The organism is Rhizobium sp. N731, from assembly GCF_001664145.1.
Classification (GTDB): domain Bacteria; phylum Pseudomonadota; class Alphaproteobacteria; order Rhizobiales; family Rhizobiaceae; genus Rhizobium; species Rhizobium esperanzae.
In genome coordinates this window covers 62473-79939 of sequence record NZ_CP013606.1, presented here as the reverse complement: position 1 = coordinate 79939, position 17467 = coordinate 62473, and the positions used below count along the sequence as shown (strand labels likewise).

19 protein-coding genes are annotated in these 17467 nt (G+C 62.0%); 6 read left to right on the top strand and 13 right to left on the bottom strand.

The features are described 5' to 3' along the window. The first annotated feature begins 28 nt into the window (after positions 1-28). From AMK02_RS27800 to AMK02_RS27790, 3 genes are all read left to right on the top strand, one after another. Positions 29-859: an MBL fold metallo-hydrolase gene (locus AMK02_RS27800; protein ID WP_064808123.1), complete on the top strand. Its 831-nt coding sequence runs from the start codon at positions 29-31 to the stop codon at positions 857-859. A 122-nt stretch (positions 860-981) separates the two neighbouring features. Continuing rightward, positions 982-1356, top strand: a complete 375-nt coding sequence (locus tag AMK02_RS27795) for a GFA family protein (RefSeq protein ID WP_064808121.1) — start codon at positions 982-984, stop codon at positions 1354-1356. A 2-nt stretch (positions 1357-1358) separates the two neighbouring features. Then, positions 1359-2228 carry an alpha/beta fold hydrolase gene (locus AMK02_RS27790; RefSeq protein WP_064808815.1) on the top strand — a complete coding sequence of 290 codons (870 nt, stop codon included), beginning with the start codon at positions 1359-1361 and terminating at the stop codon, positions 2226-2228. Here the strand turns inward: AMK02_RS27790 and AMK02_RS27785 are convergent. After that, positions 2216-2989: a polysaccharide deacetylase family protein gene (locus AMK02_RS27785; RefSeq protein ID WP_064808119.1), complete on the bottom strand. Its 774-nt coding sequence runs from the start codon at positions 2987-2989 to the stop codon at positions 2216-2218. The two genes, AMK02_RS27790 and AMK02_RS27785, sit on opposite strands and share 13 nt — an antisense overlap. Next, complete coding sequence (locus AMK02_RS27780) at positions 2989-4077, bottom strand: glycosyltransferase family 4 protein (protein WP_064808813.1); 1089 nt, start codon at positions 4075-4077, stop codon at positions 2989-2991. Before AMK02_RS27780 ends, AMK02_RS27785 begins: the two co-directional genes overlap by 1 nt. A gap of 274 nt (positions 4078-4351) precedes the next feature. Here AMK02_RS27780 and AMK02_RS27775 point away from each other — a divergent pair, with 274 nt between their 5' ends. Together AMK02_RS27775 and AMK02_RS27770 are read left to right on the top strand one after the other, a co-directional pair. Beyond that, on the top strand, positions 4352-6067 hold the full coding sequence (locus AMK02_RS27775) for an adenylate/guanylate cyclase domain-containing protein (RefSeq protein WP_064808117.1): 1716 nt from the start codon (positions 4352-4354) through the stop codon (positions 6065-6067). Continuing rightward, positions 6067-6945, top strand: a complete 879-nt coding sequence (locus tag AMK02_RS27770; protein WP_064808115.1) for an FkbM family methyltransferase — start codon at positions 6067-6069, stop codon at positions 6943-6945. Before AMK02_RS27775 ends, AMK02_RS27770 begins: the two co-directional genes overlap by 1 nt. Before the next feature lie 328 nt (positions 6946-7273). On the opposite strand, the gene AMK02_RS27765 is transcribed toward AMK02_RS27770, so the two are convergent. The 9 genes from AMK02_RS27765 to AMK02_RS27725 all read right to left on the bottom strand — a co-directional run bounded on the left by AMK02_RS27765 (position 7274) and on the right by AMK02_RS27725 (position 15785). Further along, positions 7274-8173 (bottom strand): RDD family protein, encoded by a 900-nt coding sequence (locus tag AMK02_RS27765; RefSeq protein WP_064808113.1) that lies wholly within the window; start codon positions 8171-8173, stop codon positions 7274-7276. Next, positions 8170-9246, bottom strand: a complete 1077-nt coding sequence (locus tag AMK02_RS27760) for a stage II sporulation protein M (RefSeq protein WP_064808111.1) — start codon at positions 9244-9246, stop codon at positions 8170-8172. Before AMK02_RS27760 ends, AMK02_RS27765 begins: the two co-directional genes overlap by 4 nt. After that, the gene (locus tag AMK02_RS27755) at positions 9246-10565 is read right to left on the bottom strand and encodes a DUF58 domain-containing protein (RefSeq protein WP_064808109.1); all 1320 of its coding nucleotides are present in this window, start codon (positions 10563-10565) and stop codon (positions 9246-9248) included. Before AMK02_RS27755 ends, AMK02_RS27760 begins: the two co-directional genes overlap by 1 nt. Next, the gene (locus AMK02_RS27750; protein ID WP_064808107.1) at positions 10565-11521 is read right to left on the bottom strand and encodes an AAA family ATPase; all 957 of its coding nucleotides are present in this window, start codon (positions 11519-11521) and stop codon (positions 10565-10567) included. Before AMK02_RS27750 ends, AMK02_RS27755 begins: the two co-directional genes overlap by 1 nt. Continuing rightward, the gene (locus tag AMK02_RS27745; protein ID WP_064808105.1) at positions 11508-12782 is read right to left on the bottom strand and encodes a DUF4350 domain-containing protein; all 1275 of its coding nucleotides are present in this window, start codon (positions 12780-12782) and stop codon (positions 11508-11510) included. Before AMK02_RS27745 ends, AMK02_RS27750 begins: the two co-directional genes overlap by 14 nt. Further along, complete coding sequence (locus AMK02_RS27740; protein WP_064808103.1) at positions 12775-13542, bottom strand: hypothetical protein; 768 nt, start codon at positions 13540-13542, stop codon at positions 12775-12777. The genes AMK02_RS27745 and AMK02_RS27740 overlap by 8 nt, the downstream gene beginning before the upstream one ends. Before the next feature lie 3 nt (positions 13543-13545). Next, the gene (locus tag AMK02_RS27735; RefSeq protein ID WP_064808101.1) at positions 13546-13995 is read right to left on the bottom strand and encodes a DUF805 domain-containing protein; all 450 of its coding nucleotides are present in this window, start codon (positions 13993-13995) and stop codon (positions 13546-13548) included. A gap of 203 nt (positions 13996-14198) precedes the next feature. Beyond that, a complete protein-coding gene (locus AMK02_RS27730) occupies positions 14199-14645 on the bottom strand; it encodes a DUF805 domain-containing protein (protein WP_064808100.1) in 447 nt (148 codons plus the stop codon). A 234-nt stretch (positions 14646-14879) separates the two neighbouring features. Further along, positions 14880-15785, bottom strand: a complete 906-nt coding sequence (locus AMK02_RS27725) for an NAD(P)/FAD-dependent oxidoreductase (RefSeq protein WP_064808098.1) — start codon at positions 15783-15785, stop codon at positions 14880-14882. A gap of 130 nt (positions 15786-15915) precedes the next feature. Here AMK02_RS27725 and AMK02_RS27720 point away from each other — a divergent pair, with 130 nt between their 5' ends. After that, on the top strand, positions 15916-16371 hold the full coding sequence (locus tag AMK02_RS27720) for an Rrf2 family transcriptional regulator (protein WP_064808096.1): 456 nt from the start codon (positions 15916-15918) through the stop codon (positions 16369-16371). Positions 16372-16388: 17 nt separating this feature from the next. Here AMK02_RS27720 and AMK02_RS27715 read toward each other — a convergent pair whose 3' ends face one another. After that, on the bottom strand, positions 16389-16889 hold the full coding sequence (locus AMK02_RS27715; protein WP_064808094.1) for a GFA family protein: 501 nt from the start codon (positions 16887-16889) through the stop codon (positions 16389-16391). 40 nt (positions 16890-16929) lie between these two features. Continuing rightward, on the bottom strand, positions 16930-17409 hold the full coding sequence (locus tag AMK02_RS27710; RefSeq protein WP_064808092.1) for a class I SAM-dependent methyltransferase: 480 nt from the start codon (positions 17407-17409) through the stop codon (positions 16930-16932). Positions 17410-17467 lie beyond the last annotated feature (58 nt).

The window sequence follows — 17467 nt, the reverse complement described above, 5'->3', positions numbered from 1 at the left end:
CGATGCGGGAAGGCCGGTTTGAAAAACGATGACGACAGAACTGTTTCAGATAAAATTTTGGGGCGTCCGCGGCAGTATTCCCGTATCGGGCCCCGAGTTCGATCGCTACGGCGGTAACACTTCCTGCATCGAGATTCGCTGCGGAAAACATCGGTTGCTTTTCGACGCAGGTTCCGGCCTGCGCGAGGCGGGGTTGTCGCTGCTGGCCGACGGCGTCAGTGACGTCGATCTGTTCTTCAGCCACTGCCATTACGACCACATCATCGGCCTGCCCTTCTTCAAGGCGATCTATTATCCCTCGATCAACGTCAACATCTGGTCCGGCCATCTCGACGGCAAGATGAGCACGCGTGAGATGGTCGAGCAGTTCATCAGCCCGCCCTGGTTTCCGGTGAAGACCGACATCTGTCAGGCGACGATGAACTTCCGCGATTTCCATGCCGGCCAGATTCTGACCCCGCATGAGGGCATCGAGATCAAAACCTTCACGCTGAACCATCCGGGCGGCGCTATCGGCTACCGCATCGAATGGCAGGGCCGTTCGATCGCTCTGATCTACGATATCGAGCATATCCCCGGCAGCTATGATCCGGTCTCGCTGGAGATGATGCAGGACGCCGATCTCGTCGTTTACGATTGCACCTACAATGAAGACGAGATGCAGCGCTTCAAGGGCTTCGGACATTCGACCTGGGAGCACGGCACCGAACTGGCCAAAATGGCGGGCGCCAAGCGCTTCGCCCTGTTCCACCACGCGCCCTCTCGCACGGACGAACAATTGGCCGAAATGGAAGCGCAGGCCGAGGCCGCCTTCCCCGGCGCCTTCGCCGCCCGCGACAATCAGACGGTAGTGATTTAGAACACCAAGTCTCCTGCGCCGGCGCAAGCAGGCGCCGGCCCGTTCGCGCTTTGCTGACGGAACAGATGCCGGGTCCGACCGTTTCCCCGGCAGCGCAAGATCGATGAAACGGGGTACCAACCATGACCGTGCTCTCCGGACAATGCCTTTGCGGGCAGGTGAAACTTTCTGTTCGTGGCGAACCGCTGCGCGTCGGCATTTGCCACTGCACCGACTGCCGAAAGGAAAGCGGTTCGGCCTTTACCTTTTACGGGGTCTGGCCCGCCAGCCAGTTTGAACAGTCCGGTGAAACGGGCGAATTCCACGGCCGACGCTTCTGCACCGGCTGCGGTTCGCGGCTGTTTTCCGCCGATGATCAAGAGGCGGAAATCAAGCTTGGCATCCTCTCACAGGCGCCGACGCCGCTGGTGCCGCGCTATGAACTTTGGATCAAACGCCGCGAGACGTGGCTGCGACCCGTGGAGGGCGCAGAGCAGTATGAAGAGGACCGAATGTGAACCTGGCCACGCTCGTCCGGCATAAGCTCGTTACGATCGCAGGCATCGAGATCTTTTACCGTGAGACTGGTCCGCCTGATGCGCCGGTCCTGTTGCTGCCGCACGGCTATCCCTGCTCGTCCTACGAATTTCGCAATCTCATGCCGCGCCTTGCCGACCGCTGGCGGCTGATCGCTCCGGATTTTCCCGGCGCGGGCTATAGCGGCACGCCCGATGATTTCGACTACAGCTTCGGTGGTTATGCCGCCTGGCTGGAGGCTTTTATCGGCGTGCTCGATGTCGACCGCTTCGCCCTCTATCTCCACGATTTCGGCTCGCCGATCGGAGCGCGGCTGGCAATCAGAAACCCCAGCCGCATCGCGGCGCTGATCATCCAGAACGGCGATATTCCCTATGAGGATGCGCTCGGCCCCAAGTATGCTGACATCGAGGCGACATGGGCGCTGCCGCACGCGGAGATGAGGAAGGCGCTGGCGGAAGCAATCAGCGAGGAGACGTTTAAGGAGGAGTTTCTCAACGACCTGCCGCCGCCTCTGGCCGACACGATCCCGCCGGATCTCTGGAGGCTGCACTGGTCGCTGATCACGCCGCGGCGCAAGGAAATCGCCATCGACCTGATCGCCGGATTGAAGGAGAACCGCGCCTGGTTCCCCGAGCACCGGAAATATCTCAGACAGTACCGGCCGCCGACCCTGATCGTCTGGGGGCCGAACGACCACTATATGCCAGAAAAGTCGGCACGCGCCTATCTCCGCGATCTGCCGGAGGCCGAACTGCATCTGCTCGACGGCGGGCATTGGCTGTTGGAAACGCATTTGGATGAGGTTGCAGAACTCATGCGGGATTTCCTCGGGCGTGTTCACGCCGGATGATCGATAGCCCAATCTTGCAGGAGTTCGGGCGCCGACGACCAAGCGACGGCAGGATGATCGGCCGTCGCCGCAAACAAGGCCGACAGGAAATCCCAGGCTGCATGATCATGCACCAGATGATGGGTGAGCACGCCGATCGGCTCGTCGTTGCCGGCAAACCGATCGCGGAGTTCGGCAACCAATTCGGCCACCAGTTCCTCCGCGCTGCGGCCACCGCGCGTGCCGTGCCAGTCGATAATGTCGATATGGGTGTTGAGAAGCGGGATCGGCCCGCCCTCTCTTGCCCGCCCGTACACCGAGAGCGCTGCAAAGCCGAGTTCGGGCAATGCCGGGATCAGCGTGGCGTCGATCCGGTTCCACGGCGGCACCAGCACCGGCACGAAGCGTGCAGGATGGAGCCGCTTCAAGCGCTGCCATCCTGCACGCAACTCGCCGAGCACCACCTCGGCCGGCCGTTCGCCGCCGAGTTCCTGTTTCTTGCGCTCCTGCCCGGCGTGATTGCTGTGCGACCAGCCATGCACAGCGACAGCAACGCCCGCTTCCGCCGCCAGCTGCGCAGCCAAGGCCTCGCCGGTCAGGGCAGGAATAACGGCAAGGGTCAGCGGAATCCCGTTCCCGCCGGTCAGCGCCAACAGCTGCTTCAGATCAGGCGTCGGCTCGACGGCGTCGTCGTCGCGCAGCCAGAGCCGCGCCACGCGACCAGCGGCACGCCAGCGGTCGAGCTCGCGGCGCAGCGGTTCCCAGCTCATCCCTTCGCTCATCACCTCACTCCTGTTCCTGCGCTGTTGCGCAAAATCTCGTCCAGGGCGCGGGCAGCCGTCGCAAGCGAGCGCTCCTCGAGCACGAAGCGCCGCGCCGCCTGTCCCATCGCGTCGCGTTTTTGCCCGTCGCCAAGCAGGGCCGCGATGGCCCCGGCATAGGCGGCGACATCGCCCTCTGGCGTCAGCAGGCCGGTGACCCCGGCCTCGACCACGGCAGGCACGCCCGCCGTTTGCTGCGCCACGACAGGCAGGCCGGCGGCCTGGGCTTCGAGATAGGCAAGGCCATAGGCCTCGCCGCAGCCGGGCCAGACATAGATGCCCCCGCGCGCGAGCAGGCTGGCGATCTCAGCTTCACCTTGCTCGCCCAGCCATTCGATGCGGCCGGCAAAGCCGGCAAACAGTGCCTCCACCTCCCGGCGCATCGGCCCATCGCCGATGACCGCCAGGGTCCATGGCCGGCTTTCGATCAGCCGCAATGCTTTTGCGAGCATCGCGTAACTTTCCATCTTGTCGCCGGCCCGCATCATCGCGACGGTCATCAGCCGGCTGGGATCGGGCGCCGGCCGCACCGCCTCGAACAGCGCCGGGTCGATGAACGGCTTGAGAGCTGCAAGCCGCGCCTGCGGAAAGGCGGCGGAAAGCCCGGCCTGATCACGCTCGGTGAAGCTGATATTGACCGCCGCCTGCATGACCGCCTCGCCCACGCGTTTCTGCCGGGCCGCCCAACCGGTCCGGTCTCGTTTTGCCGCATAGGAGGCCTCGGCCGTGACATAGGGAATGGCGAATTCGACTGAGATCACCGGCCCGAAGGAATCGGGGGATTTGTAGTAAGGGTGGTAGCAGAACCAGAGATCCGGCCGGGGCTCTTCTTGCCATTTCACCCGCAGCCGCGCCAATTCGGCTGAGATCGCGGGTTCGAGCGCCGCGGCCGCCTCGGGCGTCGCGGCATGGGTGCGGAATTCGGAGACGACCTCGACCTGATGCCCGGCAAGCTGCAATGCCCGGATCAGCAGCCGCGCCATCAGCCGGTCGCCCGAGGGCACCGGATGGTTCGGCGATTTCATCGGCGCATAGAAGGCGACCCGCATGCGCATCCCTCGCATAGACACACTGTTTCCAATCAGTTTCCACGGGCGATCATAGATTATTCGAATCCGTAACCAAATCAGTTAGATGGATGAGGAGGTCGCATTCAGCCCGCCCATGGTTTGCGCCATCGTAGCCGGCGGCGAAAAAATCCCTTATTGCTGCCTTCCCGAAAACTTGCGCATAAGCATATGCAATGTGATCGCAATGGAAGCAATTCCGCCTCTTTCCCCCCTCTCTATGGGCCTGCGATTGCATCGGCAAGAACGGGAATGAATGACGACGGTCTCGGCCACAGGGATTTTTTCGGAACGCTCGATCAGAAGGGCAAGGCTCGGTTCCGGGCTGGTCATCTTTGTCTTCGTCCTCTTGCATTTGTCGAACCATGCGCTCGGACTCGTTTCGATTGCCGCAGCCGATAAGGCTCGCCACCTTTTCCTGGCCCTCTGGCGCAATCCCCTCGGCACCGTCCTGTTCTATGGATCGGTCCTCGTCCATGTGACCCTGGTGCTGCGCGCCATCTACATCAGGCGCAGCCTGGTCATGCCCAAGGGGGAAGCAACCCAGATGGTGCTCGGCCTGCTGATCCCGCTGCTTCTCATCGATCACGTCATCGGCACCCGCATCGCTCATGAACTCTACGGCTATATCGACAACTACGAGACGATCGTCGGCATGTTGTGGCTGCGGACGCCGGCGACGGGCGTGCGTCAGGCACTCGGCCTGATCGCGGTGTGGTTCCACGGCTGCATCGGCATCCATTACTGGCTGCGTTATCGCCCCTGGTACGGCGGTTTCGCACCGCTGTTGCTGGCGCTGGCGATCCTCGCGCCGGTGCTGTCGCTGCTCGGCTTCGTCGAAATGGGCCGCACACTCGCCGACCCCGCCTATCAGCTGACCTCGATCGAGCCTTACGCGACCACGGTGAATTCCCACTATGTCTCCGACCCCGCGATTCGCAGCCAAATCGCCATGGTCCGCGCCGGACTCTACGGCGCCTTCTCGGCCTCGCTGATCATCGTCGTTGCCGCCCGCACCCGGCGCAGGCTGAAGGAGCGTCTCGATCAGGTCGCCGTGCACTATCCGGGCGGCGAAGTGATCCGGGTGCCGCGTGGGTTCACGGTGCTGGAGGCGAGCCGGCTCGGCGGCCTGCCGCATTATTCGGTCTGCGGCGGCAAGGGCCAGTGCTCCACCTGCCGGGTGCAGATTCTTGGTGATTACCAGAAGCTGCCGCCGCCCGACAAGCTGGAACAGACGACACTGAAACGCATCAATGCCGGCCCTGATGTCCGCCTCGCCTGCCAGCTTCGGCCGGATGCCGACGTCGCGGTCGCGCCCCTTCTCGTACCAGCCGTCGAGGCGGCTATTCCCGCCAACAGCCAGGAGACGAGCCCTGGCCGTGAGCGTGAAATCGTCGTGCTCTTCGTCGATATCCGTCATTTCACCACGCTGACGGAAACCCGCCTGCCCTTCGACGTCGTCTTCCTGCTGAACCGCTATTTCGCCATCATCGGCAAGGCGGTGGAGCAGGCGGGCGGCCGGCTCGACAAATTCATCGGCGACGGCGCCATGGCGCTCTTCGGCCTCAACGCCGCGCCGGAGGAGGCCTGCCGCCAAGCGCTCGACGCGGCGGCGGCGATCGTCGCGGGAATCGAGAAACTCGCCGCCGAACTGGCCGAAGAGCTGACGCTGCCGCTGCGGATCGCCATCGGCATCCACACCGGCCCGGCCGTCGTCGGCACGATGGGCTACGGCCGGGTCCGCAGCATGACGGCGATCGGCGATACGGTGAATGTCGCGAGCCGGCTGGAAAGTGCGGCCAAGGAATTCGACGCGGCGATCGTCTTCTCCGAGCCGGTTGCCAGGCTTGCCGGCGCCGATCTTGCCGATGTCGAAAGCCGTGAAATCAGCGTGCGCGGCCGCGCCCTGCCCTTGAAAGTCTATGTCGTTCCGAGAGAGAAAGCGGCAGAACCGCTCGAAGGAAAAGCCTAATGCCCGGCAAGCCGTGGCTCACCGCCAAATATTGGAGCCGCCGCCTGCGCAAGGCGCGCAATCGCGCCGCCTCGCGCTTCTTCGACAGTCGCCTCGGCCGTCGCCTGCTGATCGAGAATATCGGCCCGCGCGTCGTCTCGATGACAGTCGATGCCGGTGATCACCTGATGACCTTCTCGCCTTCCGACTATATCGGCCGCAAGGTCTTCCGTAAGGGCCACTTCGAGCGCGACGCCGTCGACCGACTGATCGTCATCCTGCGCGAGCGCGGCCTACTCAGAAAGGATGCGACGCTGCTCGAGATCGGCGGCAATATCGGCACCCAGACGATCTATTTCGCCTTGAGCGGCACCTACGCCGATATCGTGAGCGTCGAGCCCGATCCGCGCAATTTCCCGCTGCTTGAACTCAACATCCGCCAGAACCGGCTGGAGGAGAAGGTTCGGCTCGTCAACTGCGCCGCGGGGGAGCACGCAGGCGAGATCGACTTTTTTCTCAACCTCAATAATCACGGCAAGAGCAGCGCCATTCGCCAGAGCCCGACCGACCGGAAGATCAGCGTGCCGGTGAAGCCGGTCTCCGAAATCCTCGCCGGCCTCTCGATCGATCCGACCGCAATCGGCCTTGTATGGATGGATATCGAAGGCTACGAGCCGGTCGCCTGCCGCTCGATGCAGCCGCTGCTTGCCCGCCGCGTGCCGCTTCACATGGAATTCACGCCGCTGTTCTACGGGCGCGAGGGAACGAAGGCGTTCATAGCCATGCTGTCAGGATTTTACGAAGATTGTGTCGTGCTGTTCGAGGATCGCGAGGTGGAGATGAAGGTGCGGGATCTGCCTGACGAGTTCGATCAGTACAATGTGCTGTTTTTGCCCTAGGCTTACGCCCTAAAAGCGGACCATTGGCGCCGTGCCGTGCAGCCCTGCGGGCCACCCGCTGGGGAGAAGAGCGAGCAAGCCGCACCGGCATGCCTGCACGAAACAACGCCTACTAAAGGGGCCCCGCCCAAGCTGGCGATGACGAACCGGCGTTCTCCCTTCTTCTCCCCAGCGGGGAGAAGGTGGCCCGCAGGGTCGGACGAGGGGGGCATCAGGGCACGCCTTTCATTTCGGGGCGGCGTATTCCGGCGTCGGCGTCCGTGAATTTCCGCGGTCAATTGGCTGCAGCTCAAAACCACGATTCTTTCACGTTTCGATCGGTAGACCCTCAAACGAGTTTCTTCGCCTCCGTCCGCGTATGCTCATGATACTTGTTCTCCCGCAGCGTTCCAAAAAGCTTTAAGCTCTCCAGATGCTCGCGCTGAGCGCGGTAGAAGTCATTGAGGAATAGGAGCTCCTGGCCCGGCCTCACAACGTCTTCATACCGGATCTTTCGAGTAATGGTTCGCACGATCTGTATGATCTCTTTATGGTCTGACGTCTTCACCGAGTCGCGAAGCACATCCTCCAGCGTCTGCAGCTCATATTTGCCGTAGACATCGAGATGTTCCGGCTGGAAATCGAAGGCCGGCTGCGACGAGGCGGCGGCGGGTGCGGACAAAGCAAGGTCCGCGAGCAGCACGGAGCGCGGCGTGTCCACGACCAGCGTGCCGGCAATGATATCGCCGAGCCGTTGCCGGCGTCGGTTTGCCAGCGGAACGACCACCACCACCAGAAGCCAGAGGCCTGCCAGACCGTTCTCCCAAGCTCCCTGGGTTTCCATGCCCGCCAATAGGCCCATCGGACCGAAGATCTCGACCTCCTTCATGAGGTTGCGTGCGGTCACCTGGTGCGGGGTGAGCCGCCGCCCGTCCATGTTGACGACGCGGATACCGGTAATTCTTTTCCCGAGCGTGCGGCCGTTCCAGATGAGCTCGGACAGGATGTAATAAGGGGTGCGCAAGAGAAAGCCGAGCAAGGCGGCGAGCATCAGATCGGCGCTCACCGGCAGAAACCCCGTGAAGATGATAACGGCCGCGCAAATGAAGATGATGAGCGCCGTAAAGAGGATGTCGAGGAATTGCGCGCCGAAGCGGCTCGCCAGCGAGGCGATCGCGAAATTGATCGGCACTCCTTCGGGCGGGATGAACTGTTCGGTGCGCCTGCCGTCCGTCACTGGCCGATTCATCGCTTCGGCCCCCGCGAAATCTTGCTTTCGCGTCCGCTGAACAGCAGCCAGCTCACCCAGAAGACACCCATACCCCAGCCGATGCCGAGGCGCCATATCGGCTCCTGGATCGTCTGGCGAAGAACCCCTTCGATGAAGGCTGCCACGATAAGCATCAGAGCCGCGAGGATCGCGAGTTTGACGGCATCATGCGCCTGGTGGCGCAGGGCTTCCCTGCGCGTTCGCATACCCGGAACGAGAACGGCAAGGCCGAGCCTTGCACCGCCCGCACAGGCAATGGCGATTGCTGCAAGCTCGGTCACCCCGTGAATCGAGAGCCAGGCGAAGATGTCATAGCCCAGCCCCTTGCGAGAAAACATCGCAAAAAACGCGCCCAGCATCAGGCCATTGTAAAAGGTCAGGATGAAGCTCGGCACCGACATGAAAACGCCGAGCGCAAAAATGAAGACGACGATGGTGGTGTTGTGGGAAAAGAGAAATGCGGAAAATGCCGCGAGCCTGTCGCTCGCATGCCGTTCATCGCCGTAAAGCGTCGAGCGGAGAAAATCGACCGATGCTGCCGGGGTGCGCTGATCGGCCATGTCGGGCGGCACGAAGGTATAGAACCAGCTCGGGTCGTGGGTGAAGAGCCTGTATCCGGCGGCCGCCCCGAGGATGAGAGCCAGGAAGCCGATGAACAGGGGCAATGCCGATCGGCGCACCGCCTGAGGAATGCCCTGGACCAGCAGGCGGGTAATCAGCCCCCCGAGACTTTCCTGCGGCGCATAGACGACCAGATAGGCTCGGGCGCAGAGGCTCTCCAGATAGGCGACGAGGGCGCGATCGAGGGAAATGTCACGCGCGACGCTCAGCGAGTTCATCGCCTGCCTGTATCCGGCGGCGAGGTTGCGGACATCGTCATAACCGAGCATCGCTGCGCCACCCTTCTCCGCCCGCGTCACGAGCTCGTCCAGCTGACGCCAGTGCGCCTCGCGCTCCATGCGAAAGCGCGCCGAGCGCAGCAAATCGGTCTGGATGGCGCCGACGTTTACCGACGCGCCCGTCTCTGTCCTGCTGTCGATCCCAAGATCCATCATATCATCTCGCGGGATTTGATTTCGATGTAGCGCGCAATGAGATCCGAAGTCAGCGCCTCCGGCGTGCTGTCGAGGCAGAGTACGCCGAGACGCGCCAGCTTTTCCATGACAGTGCGCCTCTCCTGAACGATCTGACGCGCTGCCACGGAGCGGGCGACCGCGTCCAAGCTGATTTCCTCCGGTTCCGTCAGCTTTGCGAGCATCGGATCGCGCAAGGCGACATAGACGATGAAATGATGCCGGGCGAGGACCTGGATGTTCTCGATCATCAGCTCCGCCGTGATGCTGTCGACGAAATCGGAGAATATCACGACCAGCGAACGTCGCTTCAGCCGTCCCGACAAATGCGTCAGTCCGAGCGTATGATTGCTCTCCTGGGTCTCATAGCGTAGCTCGGCGCATTTCGTCTGAAGCCGCGGAAAGGCCGCTCTTCCGGGCAAGGCAGGCACGAACAGCCGCGGGCGGCTATCGAAGCTGTAGAAGCCCACGAGATCGCCGGCAAGCCCGGCCCCCCAGCACATCGCCAAGGCGGCGTTGATGGCGCGATCGAGCTTGGTGAAACCGCCGAGCTGCTCGGCCATCAGCCGCCCGGAATCGATGCACAGGATGATCTGATGGTTTCGTTCGGCCCGCATCTCGCGCACGACGAGATTGCGCATCCGGGCGGATCGCTTCCAGTCGATGCTGCGGGGGTCCATGCCGCTGGCAAACTCGCGCAGCTGATGGAATTCCGATCCTTCGCCGCGCAGCCGCAAATCCTTCTGGCCGGCTTCCAGCGGCAGGATCTGGGTCCTTATCGCTCCCGACAGGACCGGCGATATGTCAGGCAGGACGGCGATCTCCTTTTCCACCGGCATCTGCGCGATAATGTCCAGCAGCCTCAGCCGCGATGGCCATTTCAGCCACAGCACATGGATCGCATACCGCCCCCGTCGCGTCAGACGAAGATTCACGGCGGCTCTGACATGGCTTTCTCCGGCGACGGACGCAGCACGCGCCAATCTGCCTTCGCCGACGGCAAGCTCGGGAGCACAATCGATCCGAATCTCGACATTGTCGGGCACCGCGTCCTTCTGCGGCCGGATCGCCACCGCAAATACAGCGGTGTGACCGACAAAACCTTGCGGCGGCAGATCGAATTCCACCCTCATCCGGCCCGATGAGGCCGACATCGCCAGATCGCCTGCCGTCAATGCCGCAAGCGCGACCCACAGCATCAGCAGCGGATAACCCATATCGCGCCACCATACGCTGACGAAGACCGTCACCGCGGCCAAAATCAGAACGAGCGCGATCAGGTAACGGGATGGCCGCATTAACGAGGCGCATCCACGCGGTTCATGATGCTGCGCAGCACCTCGTCGGGGGTACGGCCATCGATTTCGGCCGAAGGCGAAAGAACGATGCGATGGCGAAGCGCGGGCACCAGCAACGCCTGGATATCGTCCGGCAAGCCGTAATCCCGGCCTTCGAAGGCCGCCCGCACTCTGACCGCCGAGGCAAGGGCGTCGGCAGCGCGCGTGGATGCGCCGTAGAGAATATCGGGATCGGAGCGCGTGGCGCGCACCAGATCGACGACATAGGTCAGGGTCGTCTCATCCAGATGGATGGCGTCGATCAGCGCCCGCCCCTCGGCAAGCGCTGCGCTGGTGACAAGCGGACGGATGCCGGCATTGCGCATATCCGATTTCAGCGCCTGCCTGGCGTGCTTGGAAAGGATGGCGATTTCGGTGTTGCGGTCGGGGAAATCGACGACGAGCTTGAACAGGAAGCGGTCGAGCTGTGCTTCGGGCAAGGGATAGGTGCCCTGCTGCTCGATCGGATTCTGCGTGGCAAGCACAAAGAAATCCGACCCCAGCAAATAATCGGTCCCATCGATCGTCACCATCCGCTCGTTCATCGCCTGCAGCAGGGCGGATTGCGTCTTCGGCGGAGCGCGATTGATCTCGTCGGCCAGAAGGATGTCGGTAAAGACGGGGCCCTTGGTCAGGTGGAATTGATTGGTCTGGAAGTTGAAGAGATTGACGCCGAGCACATCGCCCGGCATCAGGTCGGGCGTGAACTGGATACGGCGATAATCCAGCGCCATGGCCGCGGAAACCGAGCGGGCCAGCAGGGTTTTGGCCGTGCCGGGAGGCCCTTCGACAAGGCAGTGCCCGCCGGCAAAAATCGAAATCAGAACGAGATCGATGATCGCGTCCTGTCCTTGCACCACCTTGCCTATTTCCCCACGAACCGTAGCGATAAGATCGCGAAACTCACCTAGATCCAAACTCAAAGCTCCCTAGCAATTTTCTGAATGTCTCGAGATTGCGATGCAGATCCGAGCGCGTCATGATATGTCCGCGTTCGATCAGCGCCTCGGCTGCGGCGTGCAAGGCCTGTGCGGCTGCCTTGTCTTGACGCGCCAGGCGTTGGAACAATCGTGCGATGCCTGCCTGATTGCCGGCGCCGGAGCCGAAGAGCAATTGTGCCTTATCGGCGAGCAGATGCAGCACGAACTGTCCCGTCATCCGGCCGTCATTGCCCGAAAGCCGCAAGAGCCGCGCCGTGGCTTCGATCGCGGCGGTCTTGGACAATTCGATATTTCCGGAGACCTCACGCAAAGGCGGCCCGAAGCGATAGGCGCCCCGCCAGAAGCAGATCGCCGCCACAACCAGCACGGTTCCCCAGATGGCCGATAAGGGATAGGCGAAAAAGCGCTTCAGATCGGTGGTGGAGCGCTCATAGGATTGCCCCTCGTCGACGGTTGCCTCGCTATCGAGAGGTTCGCCCGATGTATCCAGATAGATCGGCCGCGACTCGCCGGCGGCGCGGAGAGACTGGACCAGTGAGACGGCAAAGGCGGCGTTATCGGCCAACGCCAGTCCGTGGTTATTCAGCAGATCGGGATCCGACAGCAGATAGACGGTGGGATCGGCCGCGCAGTGCAGAAGCAGCACACCCGATGGCGTACCCACGACCTCCCCGCAGCCGCTCGGCAGGCTCGACCGCTCGAAGGTTTGCGCCCGATAGAGGGCAATCTTGATCGGCTGGCCCGGTTGCAGCTGCGGCTGCGCTTCCTCAAAACTTGTCTCACTGCGGGCGAAGCCAAAATCCGAGTAGCCGATCTTGTCAAGTTCATTGCTGATGTCGGCGAGATCAATCAGCCCCGATTTGCCGGCGACGCCTTCCGTCGATACGCTGCCGCGCCATTTCGGCAAAACGATCAGCGTCGGCAGGGCGTATCGGTCTGCCTCCACAACGGGGTTTTCCGGGTCCAGACCGTCCGTTTCATCGTGTGACCGAGGTGTGACAGCCTCGCCTTGGCGTATCGACAGGGGAACGATGCGCAGCGAGATTTTGGAACGCGCCTGGACAAGATGAGGGTCGGAACGGACGACCGGGATACCCTTGGTCTGCAGCCACAATTCCAGCCCCTTGCTGCCAAGAGGCGAACGGTCGTAATCGCTGCCCCGCGACACCGCAAAGACCGCCAGTGCAGCCAGCGCGAGCACCAGCCCCAGGATTAAAACGGGGGCGGATTTACGCATGGGCCACTCTGCCTGCTGCAAGCAGATCGCGCCCGGTCGCAAGAAGAACGCTGAAATGGTTCTCCGCAACGGTGCGGCCACCGTAATGAACGAGTTCCACCGCCGTCAGGAAGCTGGCAAGCCGCTCGCGGCCGGGCATGGTTTTCGGCAAGCGGGCAAAGACGGCACGTTCCGTATCGGCGCGGGAAAGCCGCGTATCCGTGATGTCGGCGGCGTGGAGCAGACAATGCCTGAGCAGCAGGACAAGCGCCTGCCTTCGATCGGCCATGGCCGCAATCCGCTGCAGGAAATCGCTTGGCTTTTCCTCAACCTCGTCGGCGCCGGTCCGCCAACTTTCCGGCGCCTCCTGGCGCTGCTTGATGTCGCTCGGAGCAGACGACAGCAGGACGCCGCCGTTTCCGAAACGCATCCACAAGCCGATTGCCGCTGCCAAGCCGACGAGCACGACGGCAACGGCCAGAGGGCCGCCGCTGATCACCGGCTCCCGCGGGAAAGATGACGGCGCGCGTCGCAGCGGCGGCTTGTCTTGAGACGACGTCGTACCCGACGCCGCTTTGGCCTGATCGGACGCATCGCCGTAGACGAGCGTGCAGCGCAGGCCGTTCAGCAGGCACTGCGAGGCATATTCCGTCCCGACGGCGCTGATCGGCTGATGGCTGTCGGCGGGCTGACCGCCGCTGTCCTGCGCCCAGACGGGCGGAAATGAAACCGAGGCGGCGAGGAAAAGGGCCGCCAGCAGGCCGGCGTTGCGGGTGGTCATGCTCTAGGCAAAGACCTCTGCTCGCGCTTCGGGACGCAGCGGATCCGGCCCGAACTTGTTTGGACCTTCCGTGCCCTTCCTCGCGGAAAGAACCGCAACTGCGATGCCCGTAGCCCGACCGATAAAGGGAACAGTGCCCGCCAAAATAATAATTGCGAGGTACCACCAACCGGACATGTTGCAATCATGAAAGCGGCGAACCTGAAGGGAGAGGATCGGCAAAACCAATGCAAGCCCCAACAATCCGCCGATGGCCCCGAAAATAAAGATCACCGGCGAAGATTCATTCTGATTAACGGAAAAAGCGCCGCTCAAGGCGGCCAGAATTACAAGTATGATCGCTATAAGCATATAGAATAGCTGAAACCACCAATACTCCGAGCGGGAGGCCCTCCCAGAGAAAGTTGCATATTTCTTCGTTAGAACTGTTCGAACAGCTTCAGTAAACCCCATATTAACCCCTCAATCCTGCTTGCTGCAGCACAGCGAACCTTACATCGCCTTGCCACAATAGTCACTTCTATGAAAACAGCTACAATTCAAACGCATAAATTGCAATAAGCCCCCTTCTTGAAAGGGGGCGTTATGCAGGCGGAAAACTGAGCCCGTAGGCAGCAGCAGAGCTAAGGGCAGGCCGGAGTGCGGGTGGCCACGCGCTAGGCAAAGACCTCAGCTCGCGCCTCGGGGCGCAACGGATCAGGTCCGAACCTGTTGGGCCCCTCGGTGCCGGGAAGCACACTGATCACGAGGACTGCGATACCCGCAATGAAACCAACGTAGGGAACGAAACCACAGACAAACAGTGCGAGATACCACCAGCCGGAAATGTTGCGATCATGAAAGCGACGAACCTGAACGGCCACCTGTGGCAAAAACATTGCGAGCCAAATCAATCCGCCGATGAATAAGAGAAGGGCGACTGGGGGTGGAACGCCGTCTCGAAGATCGGAAAAGCTGGCGGTCACAAGACAAGCGAGCCCGATTGCGAACAGCACTAGAAAATAGAATAAGACAAACCACCAATATTCCGAGCGGGAGGCCCTGCCGGAGAAAGTTGCATATTTCTGCACCAGCGCCATTCCGGCAGCCTCAGCAAACCCCACTTTAACGCCCCATTCTTATTTGCCGCAAATCTGTTGATGTCTCACCAGCGTCGGAACGAAGATCATTCCGCCGGAAAGTGACTATAATTTAAACGCAAAAATTGCAATATGACCGGGTTGGCGCAGCCTTAGAAACCGCGCTTGTACTTTTACCACCCAGCGATCCGCGCAGCTGGGCCTCGGGTCTCTAGCCCACTGGTGTGAACTCGACCGGTATTGCTGACTGCGCCTGCGTTAAGCCGCGGGCTGCACGATAAGCGACTGATGGCAGTGCACGCCAGCGAGGACACCCGAGGCGGAGGCGAGCGTGCCGCTGTGCATGGAGCTTGCGGCATCGCCGGCGGCGAAGACGCCCTTGACGCTGGTCTCCTTGTTTTCGCCCGCGCGGATGACCGGCCCGAAGGCACCGTCGTCGAAGGCGCAGCCGAGCTGTTCGGCGATGGGGCTCGCCATCGCCGTCTTCGGCGCGACGAATATGGCGTCGAGCGGAACGATACGGCCATCGGCGAGACGCACCGCCTGGAGTTTCGGGCTATCGCCCAACAGCTCCACGATCGGGCTGCGCTCGATGCGTACCCCACGGGCAGTCAGCCGTGCCAGCTGCTCTTCATCGGGCTCGAACAGTGCCTGGGTGAAGAAGGTGGTCGCGCCCCAGTCCGGGATCATCATGGCGGAATGGGCCGAATGCGGATGGTTTGCAAGGACACCGAGTTCGCCGCCGCTTACCTCATAGCCGTGGCAATAGGGGCAGTGCAGCACCGACCGGCCCCAGCGGTCGCCAAGGCCGGGGATGTCGGGCAGCGTGTCGCTGACGCCGGTTGCGAGAATGAGGCGGGCAGCGCGTTCTTCACCGCCGCCTTCGACGGTGACGACGAATTCCTCGCCCTCCTTCTGGGCGCGGATAACTTTGGCGTCGCGCAGCGTTATGTTCGGATAAAGCGAAAGCTGCCTCTTCCCCTCACCCATGATCGCCGCCGGCGCTTGACCGTCCTGTCCGAGAAAACCGTGCGAAGCCTGCGAAAATCGGTTTCGCGGCGCGCCCGCATCGACGAGCAGAACCCGCCGCCGCGCGCGGGTGAGCTGCATGGCTGCCGACAGGCCGGCAAAATTGCCGCCGATGACGATGACTTCGTAGGACATGCGCTGACTCCTTCGATATTGGCTCATGAATCATCATAAGTTACATGAAACGGAGCAGTCAAGACTCATGTCACTTGTCTTGTTACAAACTGGCTGCGATAATGGCGCGCTCGGTCGACAGGATAGAACCATGCGCAACGACAGCCGCCTTTCCCGCATGCTGCACGTGCTGATCCACATGGATCGGCATCAGGATGCGGCGACCTCCGAAATGATTGCAAAGATGCTGAACACCAATCCCGTCGTCGTCCGCCGCACCATGGCGGGGCTTCGCCAACAGGGCTATGTGCGTTCGGAAAAGGGCCACGGCGGCGGCTGGACGCTGGTGCGGCCTTTGTCAGAGATCACCCTGCTCGACGTCTACAACGCGCTTGGCGAACCGCACGTCTTTGCCATCGGCCCCGCCGACGATCAGCCCAAATGTCTGGTCGAACAGGCGGTGAATAACGCGCTGGCCGATGCGATGAAGGAGGCGGAGGCGCTGCTTTTGAGGCGGCTAGGCAGCGTGACGCTGGAGGAAATTGCGGCTGAATTCGAAGCAAAACTGACGGCGCGTTCGGCTGCGGCTTATTCCTGTGCCTCGTGAGCGGACGCTCCTAGGACTCAGCCGTCACGCCCCCTCACCGTCCACGAGGCGGTATCGCGATCGGGGTGCTGGTTGTTACTCGCCCTGATCGCCGCGGCCCAGTCGGCGCCGTTGGTTTCGGTTGCACCGGTATTTTCTATGTCCGTGATCGTCTCGAACCATGCCACCATGTTCTCGGTGCAGGTATTGGCAAGCGGCGCGAAGGGATGAGGATTGTCCAGCGAACCGATCATCAGGTTGGTGCGACCGTTTTCCAGGTGGTGGAAGAACAATGGGGTGCCGCAATTGGCGCAGAAGCCGCGCTCGACAAGCTCCGAGCTCTTCCAGACGCTCGGCTTGCCGCGTGTCCAGCTGAGCGCATCGTCGGGCGCGGCGACGAGCGCGGCAAAGATGTTGCCCGAGGCCTTCTGGCACATGCGGCAATGGCAGAGATGCGAATTGTCGAACATGGCGGTGGCGTGGTAGCGCACGGCACCGCACTGGCAGCCGCCACTCACTTCCGTCTCGATGCGTTTCATTTTCTCCTCCTTCAAGAGGCGGGTGGGGCTTACTCTCCCCTCACACCCGCCGATACAGAAAATACCGTCCTTCCTTGATCCCCTCCGGCAGCGGCAGTGCGGTGAGCTCCGGATGCTCCAGCGGCAGACCGCTGACCGCGATCCCGTTCGGAGCGAGCACGCCGGCCATCAGCTGCGGCAGCCAGGTCAGCGTCACGGCGTCAATCTCGTCATGGCCGGTGCCGATATCGGCATGGGCAAGGGCTGCGCCGATGCCGAGGAAGGCTTGGCCGGAGTCGCGGATGTTGCCGGTCACCATATCTTGCGGCTCTGGGGTCGAGGCCGAATAAGAGCGGACCTCCCAGTCAAAAGCGATGATGCGGCGGTCGGGGAATTTTTCGCGCAGATGATCATAGGTGCGGCCGTTGCCGAGGCCGAACTCCAGCACCGGACCTTCGATGTCCTCGACCAAATCGGCGATTGCGTTCAGAATGTCGCGTTGGGCCGTCAACCGGCGAATGAAGCTGTCGAGGCGGCTCATCGAAATCCGTATCCGTGATGAAAATCGTGAGCGCGTGCTAACACATGAAACCTTGCCA

What these genes read in the sequence shown, in the direction of transcription:
- AMK02_RS27800 (WP_064808123.1), top strand. Translation starts at nt 29, where the DNA reads ATGACGACAGAACTGTTTCAGATAAAATTTTGGGGCGTCCGCGGCAGT.
- AMK02_RS27795 (WP_064808121.1), top strand. Translation starts at nt 982, where the DNA reads ATGACCGTGCTCTCCGGACAATGCCTTTGCGGGCAGGTGAAACTTTCT.
- AMK02_RS27785 (WP_064808119.1), bottom strand. Translation starts at nt 2,989, where the DNA reads ATGAGCGAAGGGATGAGCTGGGAACCGCTGCGCCGCGAGCTCGACCGC.
- AMK02_RS27780 (WP_064808813.1), bottom strand. Translation starts at nt 4,077, where the DNA reads ATGCGGGTCGCCTTCTATGCGCCGATGAAATCGCCGAACCATCCGGTG.
- AMK02_RS27775 (WP_064808117.1), top strand. Translation starts at nt 4,352, where the DNA reads ATGACGACGGTCTCGGCCACAGGGATTTTTTCGGAACGCTCGATCAGA.
- AMK02_RS27770 (WP_064808115.1), top strand. Translation starts at nt 6,067, where the DNA reads ATGCCCGGCAAGCCGTGGCTCACCGCCAAATATTGGAGCCGCCGCCTG.
- AMK02_RS27765 (WP_064808113.1), bottom strand. Translation starts at nt 8,173, where the DNA reads ATGAATCGGCCAGTGACGGACGGCAGGCGCACCGAACAGTTCATCCCG.
- AMK02_RS27760 (WP_064808111.1), bottom strand. Translation starts at nt 9,246, where the DNA reads ATGGATCTTGGGATCGACAGCAGGACAGAGACGGGCGCGTCGGTAAAC.
- AMK02_RS27755 (WP_064808109.1), bottom strand. Translation starts at nt 10,565, where the DNA reads ATGCGGCCATCCCGTTACCTGATCGCGCTCGTTCTGATTTTGGCCGCG.
- AMK02_RS27745 (WP_064808105.1), bottom strand. Translation starts at nt 12,782, where the DNA reads ATGCGTAAATCCGCCCCCGTTTTAATCCTGGGGCTGGTGCTCGCGCTG.
- AMK02_RS27740 (WP_064808103.1), bottom strand. Translation starts at nt 13,542, where the DNA reads ATGACCACCCGCAACGCCGGCCTGCTGGCGGCCCTTTTCCTCGCCGCC.
- AMK02_RS27735 (WP_064808101.1), bottom strand. Translation starts at nt 13,995, where the DNA reads ATGGGGTTTACTGAAGCTGTTCGAACAGTTCTAACGAAGAAATATGCA.
- AMK02_RS27725 (WP_064808098.1), bottom strand. Translation starts at nt 15,785, where the DNA reads ATGTCCTACGAAGTCATCGTCATCGGCGGCAATTTTGCCGGCCTGTCG.
- AMK02_RS27720 (WP_064808096.1), top strand. Translation starts at nt 15,916, where the DNA reads ATGCGCAACGACAGCCGCCTTTCCCGCATGCTGCACGTGCTGATCCAC.
- AMK02_RS27715 (WP_064808094.1), bottom strand. Translation starts at nt 16,889, where the DNA reads ATGAAACGCATCGAGACGGAAGTGAGTGGCGGCTGCCAGTGCGGTGCC.
- AMK02_RS27710 (WP_064808092.1), bottom strand. Translation starts at nt 17,409, where the DNA reads ATGAGCCGCCTCGACAGCTTCATTCGCCGGTTGACGGCCCAACGCGAC.